Source organism: Bacillus mesophilum (assembly GCF_008923265.1).
Taxonomy (GTDB): Bacteria; Bacillota; Bacilli; order Bacillales; family Cytobacillaceae; genus Cytobacillus; species Cytobacillus mesophilum.
This window is the reverse complement of sequence record NZ_WBOT01000003.1, coordinates 146,698-164,358: the sequence shown is the minus strand read 5'-3', so window position 1 is coordinate 164,358 and position 17,661 is coordinate 146,698. Positions and strand designations below refer to the sequence as shown.

Annotated in this window: 21 protein-coding genes; 3 read left to right on the top strand and 18 right to left on the bottom strand. The window is 40.4% G+C overall.

The window, feature by feature from the left end:
- Positions 1-17 precede the first annotated feature (17 nt).
- From F7732_RS10600 to ssb, 3 genes are all read right to left on the bottom strand, one after another.
- Positions 18-371 (bottom strand): hypothetical protein, encoded by a 354-nt coding sequence (locus tag F7732_RS10600; RefSeq protein WP_151573838.1) that lies wholly within the window; start codon positions 369-371, stop codon positions 18-20.
- Positions 372-644: 273 nt separating this feature from the next.
- The gene (locus F7732_RS10595) at positions 645-875 is read right to left on the bottom strand and encodes a hypothetical protein (protein WP_151573837.1); all 231 of its coding nucleotides are present in this window, start codon (positions 873-875) and stop codon (positions 645-647) included.
- 5 nt (positions 876-880) lie between these two features.
- Positions 881-1,237, bottom strand: coding sequence for a single-stranded DNA-binding protein (gene ssb / locus F7732_RS10590; protein ID WP_151573836.1), 357 nt, complete (start codon positions 1,235-1,237; stop codon positions 881-883).
- A gap of 268 nt (positions 1,238-1,505) precedes the next feature.
- On the opposite strand from ssb, the gene F7732_RS10585 reads away from it, so the two are divergent.
- Positions 1,506-1,925, top strand: a complete 420-nt coding sequence (locus F7732_RS10585; RefSeq protein WP_151573835.1) for a YwpF-like family protein — start codon at positions 1,506-1,508, stop codon at positions 1,923-1,925.
- Between the two features lie 130 nt (positions 1,926-2,055).
- Here the strand turns inward: F7732_RS10585 and F7732_RS10580 are convergent, their stop codons facing one another.
- From F7732_RS10580 to spoIIID, 8 genes are all read right to left on the bottom strand, one after another.
- Complete coding sequence (locus F7732_RS10580; protein WP_151573834.1) at positions 2,056-2,436, bottom strand: hypothetical protein; 381 nt, start codon at positions 2,434-2,436, stop codon at positions 2,056-2,058.
- A 312-nt stretch (positions 2,437-2,748) separates the two neighbouring features.
- Positions 2,749-3,039: a hypothetical protein gene (locus F7732_RS10575; protein WP_151573833.1), complete on the bottom strand. Its 291-nt coding sequence runs from the start codon at positions 3,037-3,039 to the stop codon at positions 2,749-2,751.
- Positions 3,040-3,490: 451 nt separating this feature from the next.
- Entirely contained in the window at positions 3,491-3,913 is a 423-nt protein-coding gene (fabZ, locus tag F7732_RS10570; protein WP_151573832.1) for a 3-hydroxyacyl-ACP dehydratase FabZ, read from the bottom strand.
- A 223-nt stretch (positions 3,914-4,136) separates the two neighbouring features.
- Positions 4,137-4,409 (bottom strand): DNA-directed RNA polymerase subunit beta, encoded by a 273-nt coding sequence (locus F7732_RS10565; RefSeq protein ID WP_151573831.1) that lies wholly within the window; start codon positions 4,407-4,409, stop codon positions 4,137-4,139.
- A 13-nt stretch (positions 4,410-4,422) separates the two neighbouring features.
- A complete protein-coding gene (locus F7732_RS10560; RefSeq protein WP_151573830.1) occupies positions 4,423-5,271 on the bottom strand; it encodes a flagellar hook-basal body protein in 849 nt (282 codons plus the stop codon).
- Between the two features lie 31 nt (positions 5,272-5,302).
- Positions 5,303-6,142, bottom strand: coding sequence for a flagellar hook-basal body protein (locus F7732_RS10555; protein ID WP_151573829.1), 840 nt, complete (start codon positions 6,140-6,142; stop codon positions 5,303-5,305).
- A gap of 270 nt (positions 6,143-6,412) precedes the next feature.
- Positions 6,413-7,414 (bottom strand): rod shape-determining protein, encoded by a 1,002-nt coding sequence (gene mreB / locus F7732_RS10550; protein ID WP_066442369.1) that lies wholly within the window; start codon positions 7,412-7,414, stop codon positions 6,413-6,415.
- A 499-nt stretch (positions 7,415-7,913) separates the two neighbouring features.
- Positions 7,914-8,186: a sporulation transcriptional regulator SpoIIID gene (spoIIID, locus tag F7732_RS10545; protein ID WP_066442368.1), complete on the bottom strand. Its 273-nt coding sequence runs from the start codon at positions 8,184-8,186 to the stop codon at positions 7,914-7,916.
- Positions 8,187-8,903: 717 nt separating this feature from the next.
- Here spoIIID and F7732_RS10540 point away from each other — a divergent pair.
- Entirely contained in the window at positions 8,904-9,560 is a 657-nt protein-coding gene (locus tag F7732_RS10540; RefSeq protein ID WP_151573828.1) for a LysM peptidoglycan-binding domain-containing protein, read from the top strand.
- A gap of 139 nt (positions 9,561-9,699) precedes the next feature.
- Here the strand turns inward: F7732_RS10540 and F7732_RS10535 are convergent, their stop codons facing one another.
- The gene (locus tag F7732_RS10535) at positions 9,700-10,689 is read right to left on the bottom strand and encodes a stage II sporulation protein SpoIIQ (RefSeq protein ID WP_151573827.1); all 990 of its coding nucleotides are present in this window, start codon (positions 10,687-10,689) and stop codon (positions 9,700-9,702) included.
- 140 nt (positions 10,690-10,829) lie between these two features.
- Between F7732_RS10535 and F7732_RS10530 the strand changes: the two genes are divergently transcribed.
- Positions 10,830-11,264, top strand: a complete 435-nt coding sequence (locus F7732_RS10530; protein WP_151573826.1) for a VanZ family protein — start codon at positions 10,830-10,832, stop codon at positions 11,262-11,264.
- Positions 11,265-11,522: 258 nt separating this feature from the next.
- On the opposite strand, the gene spoIID is transcribed toward F7732_RS10530, so the two are convergent.
- The 6 genes from spoIID to atpD all read right to left on the bottom strand — a co-directional run bounded on the left by spoIID (position 11,523) and on the right by atpD (position 17,598).
- Entirely contained in the window at positions 11,523-12,542 is a 1,020-nt protein-coding gene (gene spoIID, locus F7732_RS10525; protein WP_151573825.1) for a stage II sporulation protein D, read from the bottom strand.
- A 268-nt stretch (positions 12,543-12,810) separates the two neighbouring features.
- A complete protein-coding gene (gene murA / locus F7732_RS10520; protein WP_151573824.1) occupies positions 12,811-14,118 on the bottom strand; it encodes a UDP-N-acetylglucosamine 1-carboxyvinyltransferase in 1,308 nt (435 codons plus the stop codon).
- Between the two features lie 33 nt (positions 14,119-14,151).
- Entirely contained in the window at positions 14,152-14,901 is a 750-nt protein-coding gene (locus F7732_RS10515; RefSeq protein ID WP_151573823.1) for a YwmB family TATA-box binding protein, read from the bottom strand.
- A 230-nt stretch (positions 14,902-15,131) separates the two neighbouring features.
- Positions 15,132-15,392: a DUF1146 family protein gene (locus F7732_RS10510; protein ID WP_151573822.1), complete on the bottom strand. Its 261-nt coding sequence runs from the start codon at positions 15,390-15,392 to the stop codon at positions 15,132-15,134.
- Positions 15,393-15,749: 357 nt separating this feature from the next.
- Positions 15,750-16,157, bottom strand: coding sequence for a F0F1 ATP synthase subunit epsilon (locus tag F7732_RS10505; RefSeq protein WP_151573821.1), 408 nt, complete (start codon positions 16,155-16,157; stop codon positions 15,750-15,752).
- A 22-nt stretch (positions 16,158-16,179) separates the two neighbouring features.
- Complete coding sequence (gene atpD, locus F7732_RS10500) at positions 16,180-17,598, bottom strand: F0F1 ATP synthase subunit beta (protein WP_066442358.1); 1,419 nt, start codon at positions 17,596-17,598, stop codon at positions 16,180-16,182.
- Between the last annotated feature and the right edge of the window lie 63 nt (positions 17,599-17,661).

The following is a 17,661-nucleotide window of genomic DNA, read 5'->3' as shown; positions in this document are numbered from 1 at the left end:
GTTCCCGCCTGCTTTTTTTATAGCAATCGATCCACGTTCCCTTTCGCCAGTGGTTTTTTTCTTGCTGCTGGATTTAAAACATAGCTGACCCAATTTCCCTCTTTAATTAAAATACTATAGAAAAATTCCTTTCCATCTGGCTCAGGGAAACAGATTTCTAAATGATTATTATGTAGTTGGTATTGAACCTGATTCTTTGGGTGATTTGTATTATATTGAAGTGTCAGCGGCATGTTTTCTATTAGCGGGAGTCTTTGGTAGGATTTGATCTTTGGACGTTTACTCAGAAGCACCGCATCTCCAAAACTTGGACGATGCATCGTGTCAATTTCATTACAAACCCCTTTATAAAAAAGAAATTTCTCTTCCATGATTTCACCTCCTCGTTCCTAAATTATTTACTCATGTAAACCGGGTGTTTCTTCTCAGTTCTTTTCTCCTATAACTTTCCATAATCCTCCTTTTTTCTTTGTTTTTCCTCTTTTTTTATGTCAATTTTGTGAATGCATTATTTATATTCTTATAAAATCAGTTAGAAAAAACCAGTGCAGCTGCACTGGAAAATGGGGATTGGGGGCGTTATTTGATTTTCTCTAATGAGGGTGTGTTTGGGGAATTCCTTTTAGCAGTATTGAATGTCATCTTTATTGAGCTTGCTGGCTTTGTGCTTTTTGATGTGTCAATTCTCTCCTTTCTTCCTCCATGTCAACCAGCTGGCGGGCATGCTCATTTTTGCATTGCGAAAGAATGATGAGCTCAAGCTGCCCCACTCTTTTTGACAGCTCTTCTACTCTTTGATTCGATTTTCCCAGCATTCTAATCAAACTCTCAAGCATGCATTCGACGGTGTTATCTGAAGCAGCTCTATCATACATACTTGTTAAAACTCCCTTCCTGCTGGTACTTCAATTGGTTCCTTCCGTCTTTCAAGGAAACGTACGCTCTCTGCAACCACCTCGGTTACATAAACTCGTTTTTGTTCATTGTTTTCATAGTGCCTCGTTTGGATTCTGCCTGTAATGCCAATCAGTGAGCCTTTTTTGCAATAGGAGGCTGTGTTCTCAGCCGTTTTCTTCCATAGTGTGCATTGAACAAAATCTGCGTCAATTTCTCCCTGCTGGTTTTTGTATTGACGATTGACGGCCAGCACCACATTTGTGACCGGCTTGCCATCCTGTGTTCTCTTCAGCTCAGGATCTCTTGTAAGACGCCCAACTAAGGTGACTTGATTAATCATTTGTATTTCCAGCTCCTTTCTTTTGATGATCCCAGCTTAATGGAAATCTGCAGCATATGTAAAATCGCCGAAATTTAATTTTTGGACAGAAGCGATTGCAAATACTTATATATTTTCTAGTAAGAAATAACGTTTTTGTCTTTTAATAATTCAATTTTACAATTTCAGACAAAAAAATCGTTAGATCAATTCTTTTAGGAAAATTCGCTTTCATTCGCCAATGTGTTATACTTTTACTAATAAATAGGATCGAATGGAGGCAGCGCGCATGAAGACGTTTAAGTTAGTTTCTATGCAGGTGGTCGAAGAGGATAAGCTTACGGATATTGAGCTTGATGACGGTTTGATCATTAATAAAGAAGACGAGAATAGCACATGGCTTTTGGAAACATATATAAACAGTCAATATAAAAGCTATTTTCAGCAGAAGTCAGATCAAGAACTTGTTGTTCAAGTAGTCATTTCTAAAAAGGAAAACGATCCGGCTGCTTTCTTAACAACCATTTTATCAATGAACGAATTTGATGACCATATTAGCATTTTATTTAAAGGTCAATTAAAGCGCACAAGAAGTGATTTCGCTGAGACTCTTCTCCAAGATCTATTAACACAAGGTTTAACTGGCGAAGACCTCATGAATGAATTTAAACTAAAGATGCGGAGCCGCCCGAAATTAGCCGCTAAATAACGTTGCTATATGCCGCACGATTTCTATAAAAGCTTTACTAAATACAAAAAAACAATCCCTTTATGAGGATTGTTTTTTTATTGTGCTGTCACTTTTGGTCGATCATGCCTTATTCGGCAGTGTGACATTCTTAAGCATTTTTCAATTGCTCAATCACATATTTTGCTTCCATTTTACAGGAATAGTCCATTTCCTTGCCCGTCTGCTTTTGGAGAGATTCGATCTCCTCCATTTGTTCATCTGATGGCTTTTCTGAGAAGATTTTCTCGATTATTTCGTTAATTTTCGCAGCAAGTTCTTGATGAAATTCAGGGTCGGCTTTCATTTCGTCACTGACCTGACTATACCAGGAAGAATGATTCTGTATATACTCCTGCCACTCTGAAACAAAGCGCTGAATATCAAATTGCTCTTCGTCCCATTGAATATTGCTCATATACCGTTCAAAAGAAGTTGTAATGGAACGAGATACACTTATTTTGATTCCTTGCGAAAGATCTTTAAACGCCATGCTTTTAAAAGTACCCCCAATCTAAGCTCTGCAAATGAATAAAGTCTATTTGTAATCATACCATAAAAATATTGTTATTAGTAAACAGTAAGTGTCATAAATAGTCGATTCCTCTATAGTTTTTTACATAATTAGAGAAAATATGTCTTACTTTTCTTCTTTAGGTCACACTATTTTAAGCATAACATGTATCGAATTTTGTTTAAAGGAATATTGGTGTGTGTTTGGGTTACTGGAGGAGGTTTGAGCTTTTTCTTGTTGAGCAGGTTATTTGAAGAAGGACAGGCCCTAAAGCCTGTCCCTTAATTAGAATTACTGATTGTTTTCTTCGTCGTTGTTTTCCATTTCATCTTCGATCATATCTTCGCCAGGATTTTCTTCGTCATTCATGATTCCATCGTCATTATTGTCATCTTGGTTCATATCTGTATCGCCGTTGTTGTCATCATTCATGTCCATATCCATGTCCATGTCCTCGTCACCAGCTGGATCCTCCACATTGTTATCCTCTGGCGGCGGGTCCTGCTCGTCATTTCCGCATCCTGTAAGAAGCATGGCTGAAAGCAGAGAACCTCCAACGATCTTTAAAAGTTTGTTATTCATAATGTTAGCTCCTTTCTTCGCTGTTTATTGTCGACCTGTTATTCGGTCTTTTTTTATGTTTCCCAAAACAACAAACAACTTGCATGAAATATTTTAAAAGCAGTTAATTTCTGATCTTGCCCTTGCATATTACATACATACACTTTTTGGAGAGGTTATAAACGCTGGTTGGTTGTCCAATAATATCCAGTTTATTTGGTAAAGAAAGCGGTTAATTTATATGATTTAACTTTTCCCATCTAAAAAAGGGAGGAAGCAAATCCTCTCCAGCAAGTCTACAGGATCTCAGCTCTTTCTTTTTGAGCAGCAGGGTTTCGATTACTACATTTCAACCATGTGTAAAAGTAATGTGAAACAGCAGAAATTAAAAACCCGAGTGATAAGAAATGTTATTCTTTCATCACTCGGGTTTATAGTTGATTTTAAATTTAAGCCAGCATATACCTAATTCTTATTTCAACGCAAACATGATTTCTGCTTCGCATACGATTTCACCGTCTACGGTTGCAGTGCCTTTGCCTTTGCCGATTGGGCCTTTCACACGAATAATTTCAACTTCAAGGCGAAGCTGGTCTCCTGGTTTTACTTGGCGTTTGAAGCGGCAGTTATCAATGCCTGTAAAGAAGGCAAGGCGGCCTCTATTCTCTTCTTTCTTTAGCATAGCAACTGCTCCGACTTGTGCAAGAGCCTCAACGATCAGGACACCAGGCATCACTGGATAATCAGGGAAATGACCATTAAAAAACTCTTCATTCGCCGTCACATTTTTAAGGCCAATCGCTTTTTGCCCTTCCACAACCTCTAACATTTTATCAATAAGCAAAAACGGATAACGATGCGGAATGATTTCTTTAATTTGTGTAATATCGAGCATTGTTAGTACCTCCTCCTATTATTAGGTATTATTGTACTAAAAAACCCGTTGAACCGCAAAGTTAAATAGGGAAAGAACAAGGAAGAGAGCTGTTTTTGTTTTAAAAAAATTATTTCCGCCGTTATTTCAATATATCCGCTGAAAACACCCAGATCTCCGCCGAACTACAGCTCACCCTCCGAACATAAAAAAGCAGACCTCCTAATTAAAGTCTGCTAACAATTTATTCTTTTTCGACGAGATCGATAATATGAGTCCAGGTTGACTTTTTAAAGATGTCCTTTGCATCGCCATCCCCCATGACTCCATACCCGACTGCAGCACCTGCAATGGCACTGATTACAATCAAGGCAGCGACAATTATAATCCGAAGCCAGATCGGAATAAGACGAATGCGGATCCGTCTTGCACGCGGTTTTTCTTCGTTTACTTTTCGTTCTTTTTTAACTTGTTCGCGCGTTTTCGCCGCTTCTTGATTATGACTGTTTACTGACATGTTCTAAGCTCCTTTAGCGAATTCCGTTGACTAGACCCATCATTTGGTCTGCCATCGAAATCGATCTGGACTGAAACTGGTAGGAACGCTGAAGATTGATCAGCTCGGTCATCTCTTTTGATAAATCAACATTGGATTGCTCTAATACCCCTTGAGCGATTCCAATCTGATTACGAAGAGGTCCATTCAGCTCTGTTAAAATCTCCTCTGCTTCTACTCCCAGATCAGCCATATTTTCAGGCAGACCTAATAGGTTTCCGCCCTTTTGTTCTAAAAACTGTGGCTTATTCACATATGAAATTCCCAAATCATAACTTGCCGTTCCTCCGCCAGGGACATCAACGGTTAGTCTGCCTGTTTCCGAAAGAGCAAAGTTAGAAGCTTGTGCGTTAATGGTGATTGGATTATTATTTTCATCCAGAACAGGATAGCCATTTCCCGTTACAAGCATTGTTTCGTTTTGAGAGATCGGCGTTAAATAAAAAGCACCGTCTCTTGTATATCGAATGGCAGAACCATTATCATTCTGCTCAAGCACTCTGAAAACCTGTCCTTCTGCTGTTAGCGCCATATCAAGCGGGCGATCCGTTGTTTTCAGGTTGCCCTGCGCCATCACAATCTTTGAAATCGCAAGCTTTGCACCTGTTCCCTGACGAATGCCATTCGGTGTCAGCCTCCCAGCATCCCCTGCCCCTGGAGCACCTGGTCCATTGTTAAATTGCTGAAACAGCAGATCAGTGAAGTTCGCTTCTCTTCTTTTGAATCCATTTGTATCAATGTTGGCTACATTGTTGCTGACAATGTCCATTTGCTTCTGCAGCTGTGCCAATGTATTGGTTGCCGTGATCATCGTTCTATTCATTGTTCTTCTCCCTTAGAAAGTGTAGACATGATTATCCGATGCGCCCAACTTCATTTGCAGCCTTTTCCATGCTGCGGTCATATGCCTGCAGAACCTTCTGATTCGCTTCAAACGCACGATAGGCTGTCATCATGTCGGTCATCGTGCGGCTGACATCTACATTTGAGCGCTCAAGGAATCCCTGCTGAAGGTTAAACTGCACACCGCCAGCCAGATAGGCACTAGGCAAATTGTTGCCATCTTCAGTCCGGTAAAGGCCATCTCCTTCTTTAATCAAGCTGTTGGCATTGTCCGAATAAGCAACTCCAAGACGAGCCACTTCGCCATTTGCACCTGTCAGGATACCTTCCTCATTAATGGAGAAGTCATCACTTGTCAGCTGAATCTGCTGCCCAGCATCATTAAGTACATACAAGCCGCTGGCAGTTGTTAAATATCCTGCTCCATCGAGAGTGAAGTTTCCGTTACGTGTATAACGCTCTTCTCCAGAAGGTCCAGTAACAGTGAAAAATACAGAACCAACTGCACCATCCTCCCCATTGTCAGGGACATTCACATTGATTAAGGATACATCTGTATTTAAACCTGTTTCTTTTATATCACCTTGAAGGAAATTAGGAATCACTTCCTGCATATAGACCCCTGTGCTTATACTGCCAATTGTTGTGTTTCCTGGTATATTTAAACCCTTCTCTGTCGGAATAGATTGCTGATCCATACGCTGAAGCAGCATTTCCGGGAAGCTTCTAATAGCAGACTGATCCGCTTTAAATCCTGGTGTATTCGCATTCGCCATGTTATTTGAAAGCATTTCTGTTCTCCGCTGCTGAGCAAGCATTCCGGAAGCCACTGTATAAAATCCTTTAAACAAAATTCTCACCTCTTAAAATACTGAACGTCTCTTGAAAAAGACGAAGCAGCGGATCGAAAACGCAGAAAAAATAGAACCTCTTTACGTCTTACTTTTATTATAAAAAAAAAATCAACAATATACATTAAAAAAATAAAGGAAAAAGTCATATTTTGATAAAAATTGGCGAAGCATCTGCAAGCTATTATGAATTTCCGATAATGCATGTCTGCATGTTTCACTGTGATACTGAAAAAAAGCTGCCAGAATTTTTCACTGGCAGCTTTTTAATTAACTAAATTTCCGCTTAGGCAGCTTGTCAATATTATCAAGCATAATGCCTGTTCCGATTGCTACACAATCCATTGGATTTTCGGCTATGAGCACAGGAACCTTCAGCTCTTCTGCTAAGAGCATATCGATGCCGTGAAGCAAAGCACCGCCGCCTGTTAAAATAACACCGCGGTCAATAATGTCTGCTGAAAGCTCAGGCGGTGTACGCTCAAGTACGCTCTTAGCTGCCTGAACAATAACAGATACCGATTCTCTTAACGCCTGCTCAATTTCTTCTGAATACACAGTAATGGTTCTTGGCAGACCTGAAACCATATCACGGCCGCGAATATCCATCTGCTCACTTCTTGAACCAGGAAAAACAGTTGCGATCGTTGTTTTAATATCCTCTGCCGTTCTTTCCCCGATTAAGAGTTTATATTTTCTTTTGATATACTGAAGAATTTCATTATCAAATTTGTCGCCAGCCATTTTAATGGATGAAGACGTGACGATGTCGCCCATTGAAAGAACTGCTACGTCTGTAGTACCGCCGCCGATATCAACTACCATGTTTCCGCTCGGAAGGAAAATATCCATCCCCGCACCAATTGCAGCGACTTTTGGTTCTTCTTCAAGGTATACTTTTTTGCCGCCGCTCTTTTCTGCTGCTTCTTTAATGGCTTTTTGCTCAACGCTTGTAACATTTGTCGGACAGCAAATTAAAATGCGCGGTTTTGATAAAAATCCTTTGACATCAAGTTTGTTGATAAAATATTTTAACATTGCTTCTGTTACATCAAAATCAGCAATTACGCCATCTTTTAAAGGACGAATTGCAACAATATTTCCCGGTGTACGGCCAACCATGCGGCGGGCTTCTTCGCCAACGGCAAGTACCTTGTTTGTATTTTTATCAATTGCCACAACTGAAGGCTCGTTCAAAACTATTCCGCGGCCTTTCACATGTATGAGCACATTGGCCGTCCCTAAATCAATTCCAATATCCCTAGCAAACATTCTCTTTCTTTCCTCCTTGAAATTTTGGCCCGCATTGTCCGCAGCGGCTTAAGCAGTAAGACACAGACATTGATGATCACTTCAAAGCCTGAGGTGGCCTATATCAGTTTTATTGCAGTACATATCTCTAATTACCTCTGAGAAGTTCTTAACAATTGTCGCAAATCATTCTCAGCAAACGATGTCTTTATGAAAAATTGCGAGCAGAAAAAGACAGAAAAAAAAGAGCCTTTTTTCCCACATCTATTAGCTAAACTAAGTTATTATCCTAATTGTATATTTTAGCACATCTATCTATAATAAAGTAACTTTTTGTCAAATTATATAGAACAAATTAAAGAATTTGTCGAATTCGTTCCTATCCAGTTTGTTGTCCCAATTTCTGGAAGAACCTAGGTCCCTTGTCCATCATATAAAAAACACAAACGGTATACATAGAATACAGAAAACATTCTTTGCATACCGTTTGTGTTACGTCTTCTTTTGTGTGGTTCCCTTATTAATTGATGGGCTCCCCCTCTAGCTCTTCCTTTTTGTACTTCATTTTAGTGGCTTCTCCCCCACGGAGATGTCTGATGGATTTATGATAATCTAAAATTTCCTTTACTTCATTTGCAAGATCGGGATTAATTTCAGGAAGTCTTTCTGTTAAATCTTTATGGACTGTACTTTTGGATACGCCAAACTCCTTCGCAATCACGCGAACTGTTTTTTTCGTCTCCACGATATACTTTCCAATCTTGATAGTTCTCTCTTTGATGTAATCGTGCACACCACTCGCCCTCCCTAAATTGGATGTGAGAAGTGTGAAATGAGACTCGCTTTTATCTTTGTCCTATACGATAGTCCGCACAATTTACCTGCGGAAGAAAGGCAAAACCTTTCCATTTACCTGCTGTAAATAATCATCTGCCCCTGCTCATTCACTGATAGCATTAAAACGATACCCACCTCAAACATTCTCTTTGTAAGGTTTGTAACATTTTATTAGCTTGGATGAAGATATATGCACGATTTCATGAATCGGGACAAGTCATTGCTTATTTTTTTCAGAAAACTTACAAATTTGCTTGTTTTTTACGTAGCTTTTAAAAAAAATTCTGCTATATCATCCGTATTAGTTCGATAGATTCGTGTATTATGACCCATTTCTTTCAGCTGATTAAAAAATACCCTTAGGACAATATCTCTTAAATTTCTTCAGTCTTTCCCCCATTTGCATTATAAAAAATAACAAACCTTATTCTCCCCGTATCCATCTGCCTACCGATTCAATAATTCCTTTCCAAATTTGCAGTTCTATTCGTCTATTGATTAGTTTTGTATTCACTGTTTTCGTGTATATAGTAACAAAAACCGCTATGATTTCTTGCCTATTGTCGCTTTGGGTCTATTCACATACACTTATGCTGACCAAAACGTTCATAAATATGGGTATACAACCAGAATCACCCAAACATATATAAAAGATAAATAAAGGAGATTTGAGATGGAAAAAGCTGTTTTAAGACCTAGGAAGGCACGGATTGATGAAATGCGGAAGAAAAAAATGAAGAAAAGAAACGTACAGCTTGCGACAGTTACGGTGGCAGCCGCTGTCACCGCCTCTAGTATTGGTCTCGGCGGTAAAGAAGCAAAGGCTTCTGCGGGCATGTATGAAGTGGAAAAAGGCGATACTTTGTACCGGATTTCGAAGGATTTTGATTTAACCGTTCAGCAGCTCAAGGAAATGAACGACTTACATTCGGATAAAATTTTTCCAGGACAGAAACTGGAGGTGCCAACTGAATATCACACAACGGAAACTTTTCTTCAGCACGCCGCTATTTACACAGTAGTCCCAGGTGATACATTGTGGAGCATCGCAGATCGTTATGGCGTGCCAGTATCTGAATTAAAAAGCTTGAATCATCTTCAAAATGATATGGTACTCATCCACCAGCGCCTGATCATTATGGAGGATATTGCTGTTCAATCTGCTAAAATTATCGGAGCTGCTGATAATTTTACCGTTGAATTTCAAGCAGGCGGCCGCCATTTCGCATTAAAAGTTCCTTATGGCACGGCCCAGGAATATCAGCGCCTTGCGGGTAAAACGGTCATTGTGACACATAAAAACGGATCTGTTATTAATATTCAGAAATAGAAGTGAAATTAAGTTTATCGTGGTGAATGTAAAGCTGCTGCTGTACCTCCTATTCTTGAGCGTCATGCACAAGGCTGAATCTATTTGCTAAACAAGAACAAAAACCCGCACATTATGTCGGGTTTTCGTTTTTATCATCTTATGCGTTAGCTGAGTCTTCTTCAGAATGGTCACCAGTATGGTCCCCTTCTTCTTCAGAACCGCCTTCTGTTTCAGTTTCTTCATCAGAAGTGCCTTCATCTTCAGCTTGGTCATTTGGATTTGTTGTGCTGTCTTCACCAGGTGCTGTTTCAGTGCCTTCTTCTGGAGCAGAGCCGTCTTCAGGCGCTGTTTCTTCTCCATCTTCAGGTTTTGCTTCTTCATCACCTTCAGGAGCAGAACTTTCTTCAGAACCATCTTCATTGTCAGCTGTCTCTGTATCTCCAGATAAATCAGCTTCCTGTAATGCACTTAGAGATTTGTTAAAATACTCATGCGGATTAACTGCCTGTCCATCCTTGCGAATTTCAAAGTGGACATGTACACCTGCATCTTCATTAAATAGGCTTTGTCCTGCTTTAGCTAAAACATCGCCTTGCTTAACTTGATCGCCAACCTCAACATTCATCTCAGTAACAGATTGATATTGTGTTACAATACCTTCTGTATGTTCGATTTCAATTTTGTTTCCAAGCGTTCTATCTTCCTCGACCTTTGTCACTGTACCGCTTAGTGATGCAAGGACATCAAATGTCTCCCCATCCTTCATAGCGATATCTATACCAGTGCTAGGGTGGTAGATGTTATTATAAACGATGAGCGCAGCCTCTTGATCTGCAGTGTCAGCACTATGATCATAAAACTGTGTTTGAATAACAGCAGTGTCTTCATCAGCTACAGGCATTTTGAAGTCTTCTAGTGAATTTGTTACTTCAATTGCCGGTTCTTCTGTTTTGCCAGTAATATCGGTAGCTTCATGATTAAATTCATCTGACTCTATCGCGCTATCACTGCTATTTTGATACCATAGAACCGCCGATAAAATAATAGCTGCACTTGCAATGTAGATTGCTGGGAATGCCCAACGCTTCTTTAAAAAACGCTTAAAACTTGAATCTTGAGAAGATCGTTTCTTTTCTTCCTCTCTCATTATCATCACCTCAGCAATCAGTCTGAACAGATTGCAAGGATTATATACCTTTTTAAAAATATTTTTTTAGATGTTATTTTTCGACAAAGCTGATTAAATTATTCATATTTCTTATAACTTTTTTCAAAGGAGTTTTTATCATGTTAAAATGGCTGCTTCGCCTCCTTCCTATTTCTTATATGATTCTTATTTGGGTTCTATCAAGTCTCCCGCATAATGCAGTAGTAGAGTTGCCTGACTCCGCTTTTGATCGTTTCTTCAAAGAATCGATGCACCTTGTTGAATTTGGCATCCTGTATCTTCTGCTTGTTGGAGCTGCTTTTACTTTCAAACAACCCTTTACGTCTAAAATCAACCTTCTCCTGGCCGTCCTAGCCTGCCTCTATGGCGTTACAGATGAAATACATCAGTATTTTGTGCCGTACCGTTCTGCAACCCTTATTGACGTTGTGAAGGATGTTATAGGTGTGGCAGTTGCCTATTGGGTAATTTCTCAAGCTGTTTTTGGAAAAAGGTTTCAAAAAATCGGCCGCTTTCTGGAAAGTATCAAAAGGGTGACGGCTGCGGGGAAGTAATTGTTTGTTGTATTTAGGTGAAAAAAATAAGTGGTTCTCTGCTGTAAAATGGAACAGTGCTCGCGATATAGCAGAGTTCGCCACTTGGATATTCGCTGTCCTGGAAACATAATCGCCGTTAGCATAACCTTATTCGCTGTTAAAACATTATTATCGCCGTTATCTCCATTTTTTCGCCCAAAATAATAATATATTCGCCAAACCCAATTTTACCGCAACAAAGCCGCCGAATGCCTTCGGCGGCTCTTTTGTTTCTGTCTATTTTTTCGCCATCACTTTAGCGAGCATCGTATCAGATGTTGAGATCTCGACTCCCTTATAATAGTGATTGACGATTTCTTTATATGTTTTTCCTTCTGCAGCCATGCCATTGGCTCCGTATTGGCTCATGCCAACACCATGTCCGTACCCCTTCGTTTGAATGACCACATTATCGCCTTTTCTTTCCCAAGTAAAATCAGTTGATCTTAATCCTAGTTTTTCACGGATATCGACACCTTTTAATTCCTTGCCATTAATATTCACCTTGGAGACTCTTTTTCCTGCTGTTCGCTCTGTTACACTTCCGATTGCTGGACCTTCGGGCAATGACACGCCCAGCTTTGCTTCAAAGTCGGGCACTGCTATGACCAATTGGTCTGTAAACTCTGGTGATTTCTGGTCCCATGGGCTCTCAACACTTTTTAAGTAAGGAATGGCATTTGTCCATACGGACTCTGAATTTTCGGTAAAACCATTGCTCGTTGAAAAGAATTGTGCCTGTATAGGATTACCTTCATAAGTAAGGATCTGACCTGCTGTAGCACGAACAGCTTCTGTCACCTTCTTAATATTAGAGTCATATTCTTCTTTCCACTGCTTCTTTAGCTCTTCTTTATTTTTATATACCTGATGGTCGACTGTATCATATACTTGTGCATCTCCAGGAATATTCAGATCTTGATCCTTCATTAGATGCTGAACAATATAGGTTCTTGCTGTCAGTGCCTGTGCTTTTAGAGCTTCATTTTCAAACTCTGCAGGCATCTCAGCTGATACGACTCCAACTAAATAATCTTCCATTGCCAGATTTTCAACCTTTTTTGTCGCTGTTCGGAACACAGCCACTTCAATGGCAGGTTCAGTGCCTGCTGGTTCAGCCACCGTTTCCTCCAGTTCCTCATCCAGCTTTCCTGTCTCTTCATTATTTGAAAAGGGGATAACCAGAAGAGACGGAACAATGATCGTGACGGCAAAGAGAATCGACGCTAGTAGAATGAATGGTTTGATTTTTGTCATATGTAAGCCTCCGTAGTTTCAGTCTCATTCCATTCATATGGGACTGGACAAGCTAATATGACAAGTATTCGAAGAAATTTTGAGTAGCCGTTTCTGCCGCAGCCTTAAGAGTCCAGCTTTACTATTATAGCTAAAGAGCATTTGGTTTAGCTGCTTTTATAATTCCTCATATTAAGCAGCGAGGCAATCATACATAATAAAAAAACCGCAAACCGTTCTGTCCTTACAGACAAATCAGTGTTGCGGTTTTTCAATATATCCCAGTTGATTAAGCGTTTAAATCTGTTACAAACTTTTCAGTTTGCTGCTCTTCAACTTCTGTAATACGTTCAATATCTGCACCTAACGCAGCCAGTTTCTCATGGAAGCTTACATATCCGCGATCAAGATGCTTTAGTTCTGTAACGCGTGTAATTCCATCAGCAACAAGACCTGTTAAAATTAACGCAGCAGCAGCGCGAAGATCCGTTGCAGCTACTTCTGCTCCCTGCAGATTAGAAGGGCCATTCATGATAACCGAGCGGCCTTCAATTTTAATTTCAGCGTTCATGCGGCGGAATTCTTCGACATGCATAAAACGGTTTTCGAACACCGTTTCTGTGATCACACTAGTGCCGTTTGCATGAAGCAATAACGCCATCATTTGTGCTTGCATATCAGTCGGGAACCCAGGATGAGGCATTGTTTTAATATCTACTGCTTTCAGCTTTTCAGGTGCTAATACACGCACACCTTCTGCCTCTTCAATAAATACAACACCCATCTCTTCCATTTTTGCGATTAAGGATGTAGAATGCTCTGGAACTGCTCCTTTAATGAGTACATCTCCACCTGTAATCGCTGCAGCAACCATAAATGTTCCTGCTTCAATGCGATCTGGAATGATGTTGTGGTCTGCTCCGAAAAGCATTTCCACTCCCTCAATGCGGATCGTTCCTGTACCTGCGCCTCTTACTTTTGCTCCCATGCTGTTTAGGAAATTAGCAAGGTCTACAATTTCAGGTTCTTTTGCAACATTCTCAATTACTGTTGTGCCAATTGCAAGTGTTGCTGCCATCATAATGTTTTCCGTTGCGCCTACGCTTGGGAAATCTAAATATATTTTTGCTCCGCGCAGACGGCCATCTGCTGCTTCAGCTTCAACAAATCCATTTCCAACCTTTACTGTCGCTCCCATTGCTTCGAAGCCCTTTAAATGCTGATCAATAGGGCGAGAGCCGATTGCACAGCCCCCAGGCAATGCCACTCGTGCACGGCCATTTCTAGCAAGAAGCGGTCCCATTACTAATGAAGACGCCCGCATTTTACGAACATATTCAAAAGGTGCTTCTTCTCTTAACTCTCTTGATGCATTAACGATTACTGTATTATGATCAAACTCCACTTCGGCGTTTAAATAGCGTAATACTTCATTAATTGTAAATACATCGGAGAGAGTAGGGACATCACGAATTATGCTTTTTCCATCACTTGCTAACAGTGTAGCAGCGATAACCGGCAAAACAGCATTTTTTGCGCCTTCAACTTTAACAGTTCCGCTTAGCCGATTCCCGCCGCGGACGATGATTTTTTCCAAAGTGTATTCCCCTCCGCGTCCATTATCTCTATATTAATATTCAATCGTAATGATGGGTGTGCCAATAACTATGGTTGTATTAGCGCCCATCCCTTCAGTTCTTAATCCAATTTGTACATTCATTTTCTGTCCGCCAGCTGCAACCGATTCATGGAACATCGGTGAATTAGCAGTTGTCGAAACAAAGCTTTCTTCTTCTAACGTTTCAATTTCTTCTGCATCAAATACTTCTAGTAAATGACTTGCAGTATTTGACAAAGACCCATTAATTTTATCATTGAATTCGCCTTTCATACAAGAGAAAATTGTGGTATTTCCGCGAAATAAGTCGGAAAGTCTGCTTTTCAGCTTATTTTCAGCCAACTGCTCAGTATCGCTGTTCCATAAGCTGCCTTTCATCTCATATGTCAAGTAGGATTGGATCTCTCCGCCAGCTTCTGCAGACATCACTTTAATGCTTTCAGCTATGCCTTCATCATCTGTTTTTGAAGCAGTTGCTTCCCATTGATCAGACTCTGACTTTACTGTCCATTCCCAATCAGCATATGCCTTTTTTAGCTGATTTGTGTATCCTTCAGCTTGGTCAAGCGTTTCAAAACTTTCCATTTTTTCTCTTGCATGTAAAGACCACTCAGATATCATAATATTCTCGTCTTCCATTACAGAAGCAAACTTTGATAGGTCAAGTTCTTCATATGCTACAATCGTCTTATTCCCAGTCGTTAAGCCCATAAAACCAATTACGGTAATAATTGCTAATAAAATCGCTTTTTTATCTTTCATTTTGAATCTCCTCCCCTTAGTATCATTGTTACCAAGGAGAAGCACGACATACTTAAAAACTCTCGTCACTTTTTGACAATCATCAAATATGTACTCGTCAAATTCAGAATGTACTCTGTCTTTTGTCCAACTTTGAAAAATGCTTCACAAGAGTATAAAAACGCGTAATATTTTTTCACAACAAGAGAATCATACTGAAAAATGGCATAAAAGAAAACATGCACGAAGACCTATATTTGAGATAAGCCTATTGTTTGTAAAATCAGAGGCAGCTGCTGTGACCATAATAAATAGTCAAGGAAAAAATTACTAGCAGCAGAACCAATTATAATGGATAAAAGGATATACAGAACTCTTGCCTGCACAACCCGATTTGGCTTTAATAATTGGTCTAGACGAATAGCCTGCAATGCCCACCAGGCAAGGGCAATAAATACAAGATGCGACATAATGCTGATGAGCGCCTGCTGCCCAAAGTCTCCTGTAATCATCTTAACTCCTCCTCCAGTTTAAAGGCATCCATAATAGACACTCCAAATCCATCCTATCATTCGACGTATATTCAAGCTAGTAAGTTACACTTTATTTAAAAAAAATTTACATTCATCCATATTTTTTCTTTATGAATGCTTTTTAACTGCAGCTAAACTTGTTTTATTCTTGCACCGAATTGAGCGGTCTTCTGTAAACTTGCCCACTATCAGATCTTACACTAGGGATTCGAGGCAAAAGTGGTTGATATACATTGCGAGGTTTTTATAACGGATGGATACGGTGTAATGAGCTAAATCGGCAGTATACTAAAAAAACACCTCACAGTTAGTTCTGTGAGGTGCCTTTAACATTCATTAAAAATGTCTCTCAGATACGTTAATTCGATTCATGGCACGCTGAAGAGCAAGTTCTGCTCTGCGGAAATCGATATTCTCACGCTTCTGTTGGTGAAGACGTTCTTCAGCTCGAAGTTTTGCACCTTTAGCTCGTTCTACATCGATTTCTTCAGACTGCTCAGCTGATTGCGCCAAGATCGTCACCTTTTCAGGCTTTACTTCAATGAATCCGCCACTAACAGCGACTAAATCCGTTTTTCCGCCGTTTTTTAAACGGACAGCTCCAATTTGTAACGGCGCTACCATTGGAATATGGCCAGGCAAGATCCCGAGCTCACCGCTTGCGGCCTTTGTACTCACCATTTCTACGTCTGATTCATACACCGGGCCGTCAGGAGTAACAATATTGACATTGATTGTCTTCATTTTTTACCCTCCTGGTCCAGATTTAGACCTCTACGCCCATTTTCTTTGCACTTTCGATCACTTCTTCAATTCTTCCTACAAGACGGAAAGCATCTTCTGGTAAGTGATCGTATTTGCCTTCAAGAATTTCCTTGAAGCCTTTTACAGTTTCTTTAACAGGTACATATGATCCCGGCTGGCCAGTAAACTGCTCAGCAACGTGGAAGTTTTGTGATAAGAAGAACTGAATACGGCGAGCACGTGCAACGACTAATTTATCATCGTCAGAAAGCTCGTCCATACCAAGAATCGCAATGATATCTTGAAGTTCTCTGTAACGCTGTAATGTTTGCTGTACTTGACGAGCAATAGAGTAATGCTCTTCCCCAACGATTTCAGGTGATAGAGCACGGGAAGTAGAAGCCAACGGATCTACCGCTGGGTAAATTCCCATCTCAGAAAGCTTACGTTCAAGGTTTGTTGTTGCATCTAAATGAGCAAATGTTGTAGCTGGAGCCGGATCCGTATAGTCATCGGCAGGTACGTAAATCGCTTGGATAGATGTAACAGAACCTACGTTAGTAGATGTGATACGCTCTTGTAGTTTACCCATTTCTGTAGCAAGTGTTGGCTGGTAACCTACCGCTGAAGGCATACGGCCTAATAGGGCAGAAACCTCAGAACCTGCTTGTGTGAAACGGAAGATGTTATCCATGAAGAAAAGAACGTCTTGTCCTTGGTCATCACGGAAGAATTCAGCCATTGTCAGACCCGTTAGTGCAACACGCATACGTGCTCCAGGCGGCTCGTTCATTTGTCCGAATACCATCGCTGTTTTCTTGATAACTCCAGAGTCAGTCATTTCATGGTAAAGGTCATTACCTTCACGTGTACGCTCTCCAACACCGGCAAATACAGAGATACCACCGTGCTCTTGTGCGATATTATTAATCAATTCCTGAATTAAAACGGTTTTACCTACTCCGGCACCACCGAATAGACCGATCTTACCACCCTTAATATAAGGTGCAAGCAAGTCTACAACTTTAATACCAGTTTCTAAAATCTCAACTTCAGTTGAAAGCTGTTCAAATTTAGGTGCTTCTCTGTGGATTGAGTCACGGCGAATATCGCCAGCAATGACAGGATCCAAGTCAATTGTTTCACCAAGTACGTTAAATACACGCCCCAGTGTAACATCACCTACAGGAACAGAGATTGCTGAACCAGTATCAACAACTTCGCTTCCTCTTGTTAGACCATCAGTTGAAGACATTGCGATTGTACGTACAGTATCGTCACCTAAATGAAGGGCAACTTCAAGGGTTAAGCTGATTCCAGCTCCAGACTCACTCGCCGAATTGGAAATAGTCAAAGCATTATAGATCTCAGGAAGCTGACCGCTTTCGAACTTAACGTCAACAACTGGACCCATAACCTGAAGAACGCGTCCTTTATTCATCTTTTTCCCTCCTACTACGAAAAGCGTAAGCGTCTCGCCCAGCCCCGACAAGCATAAGGCAAG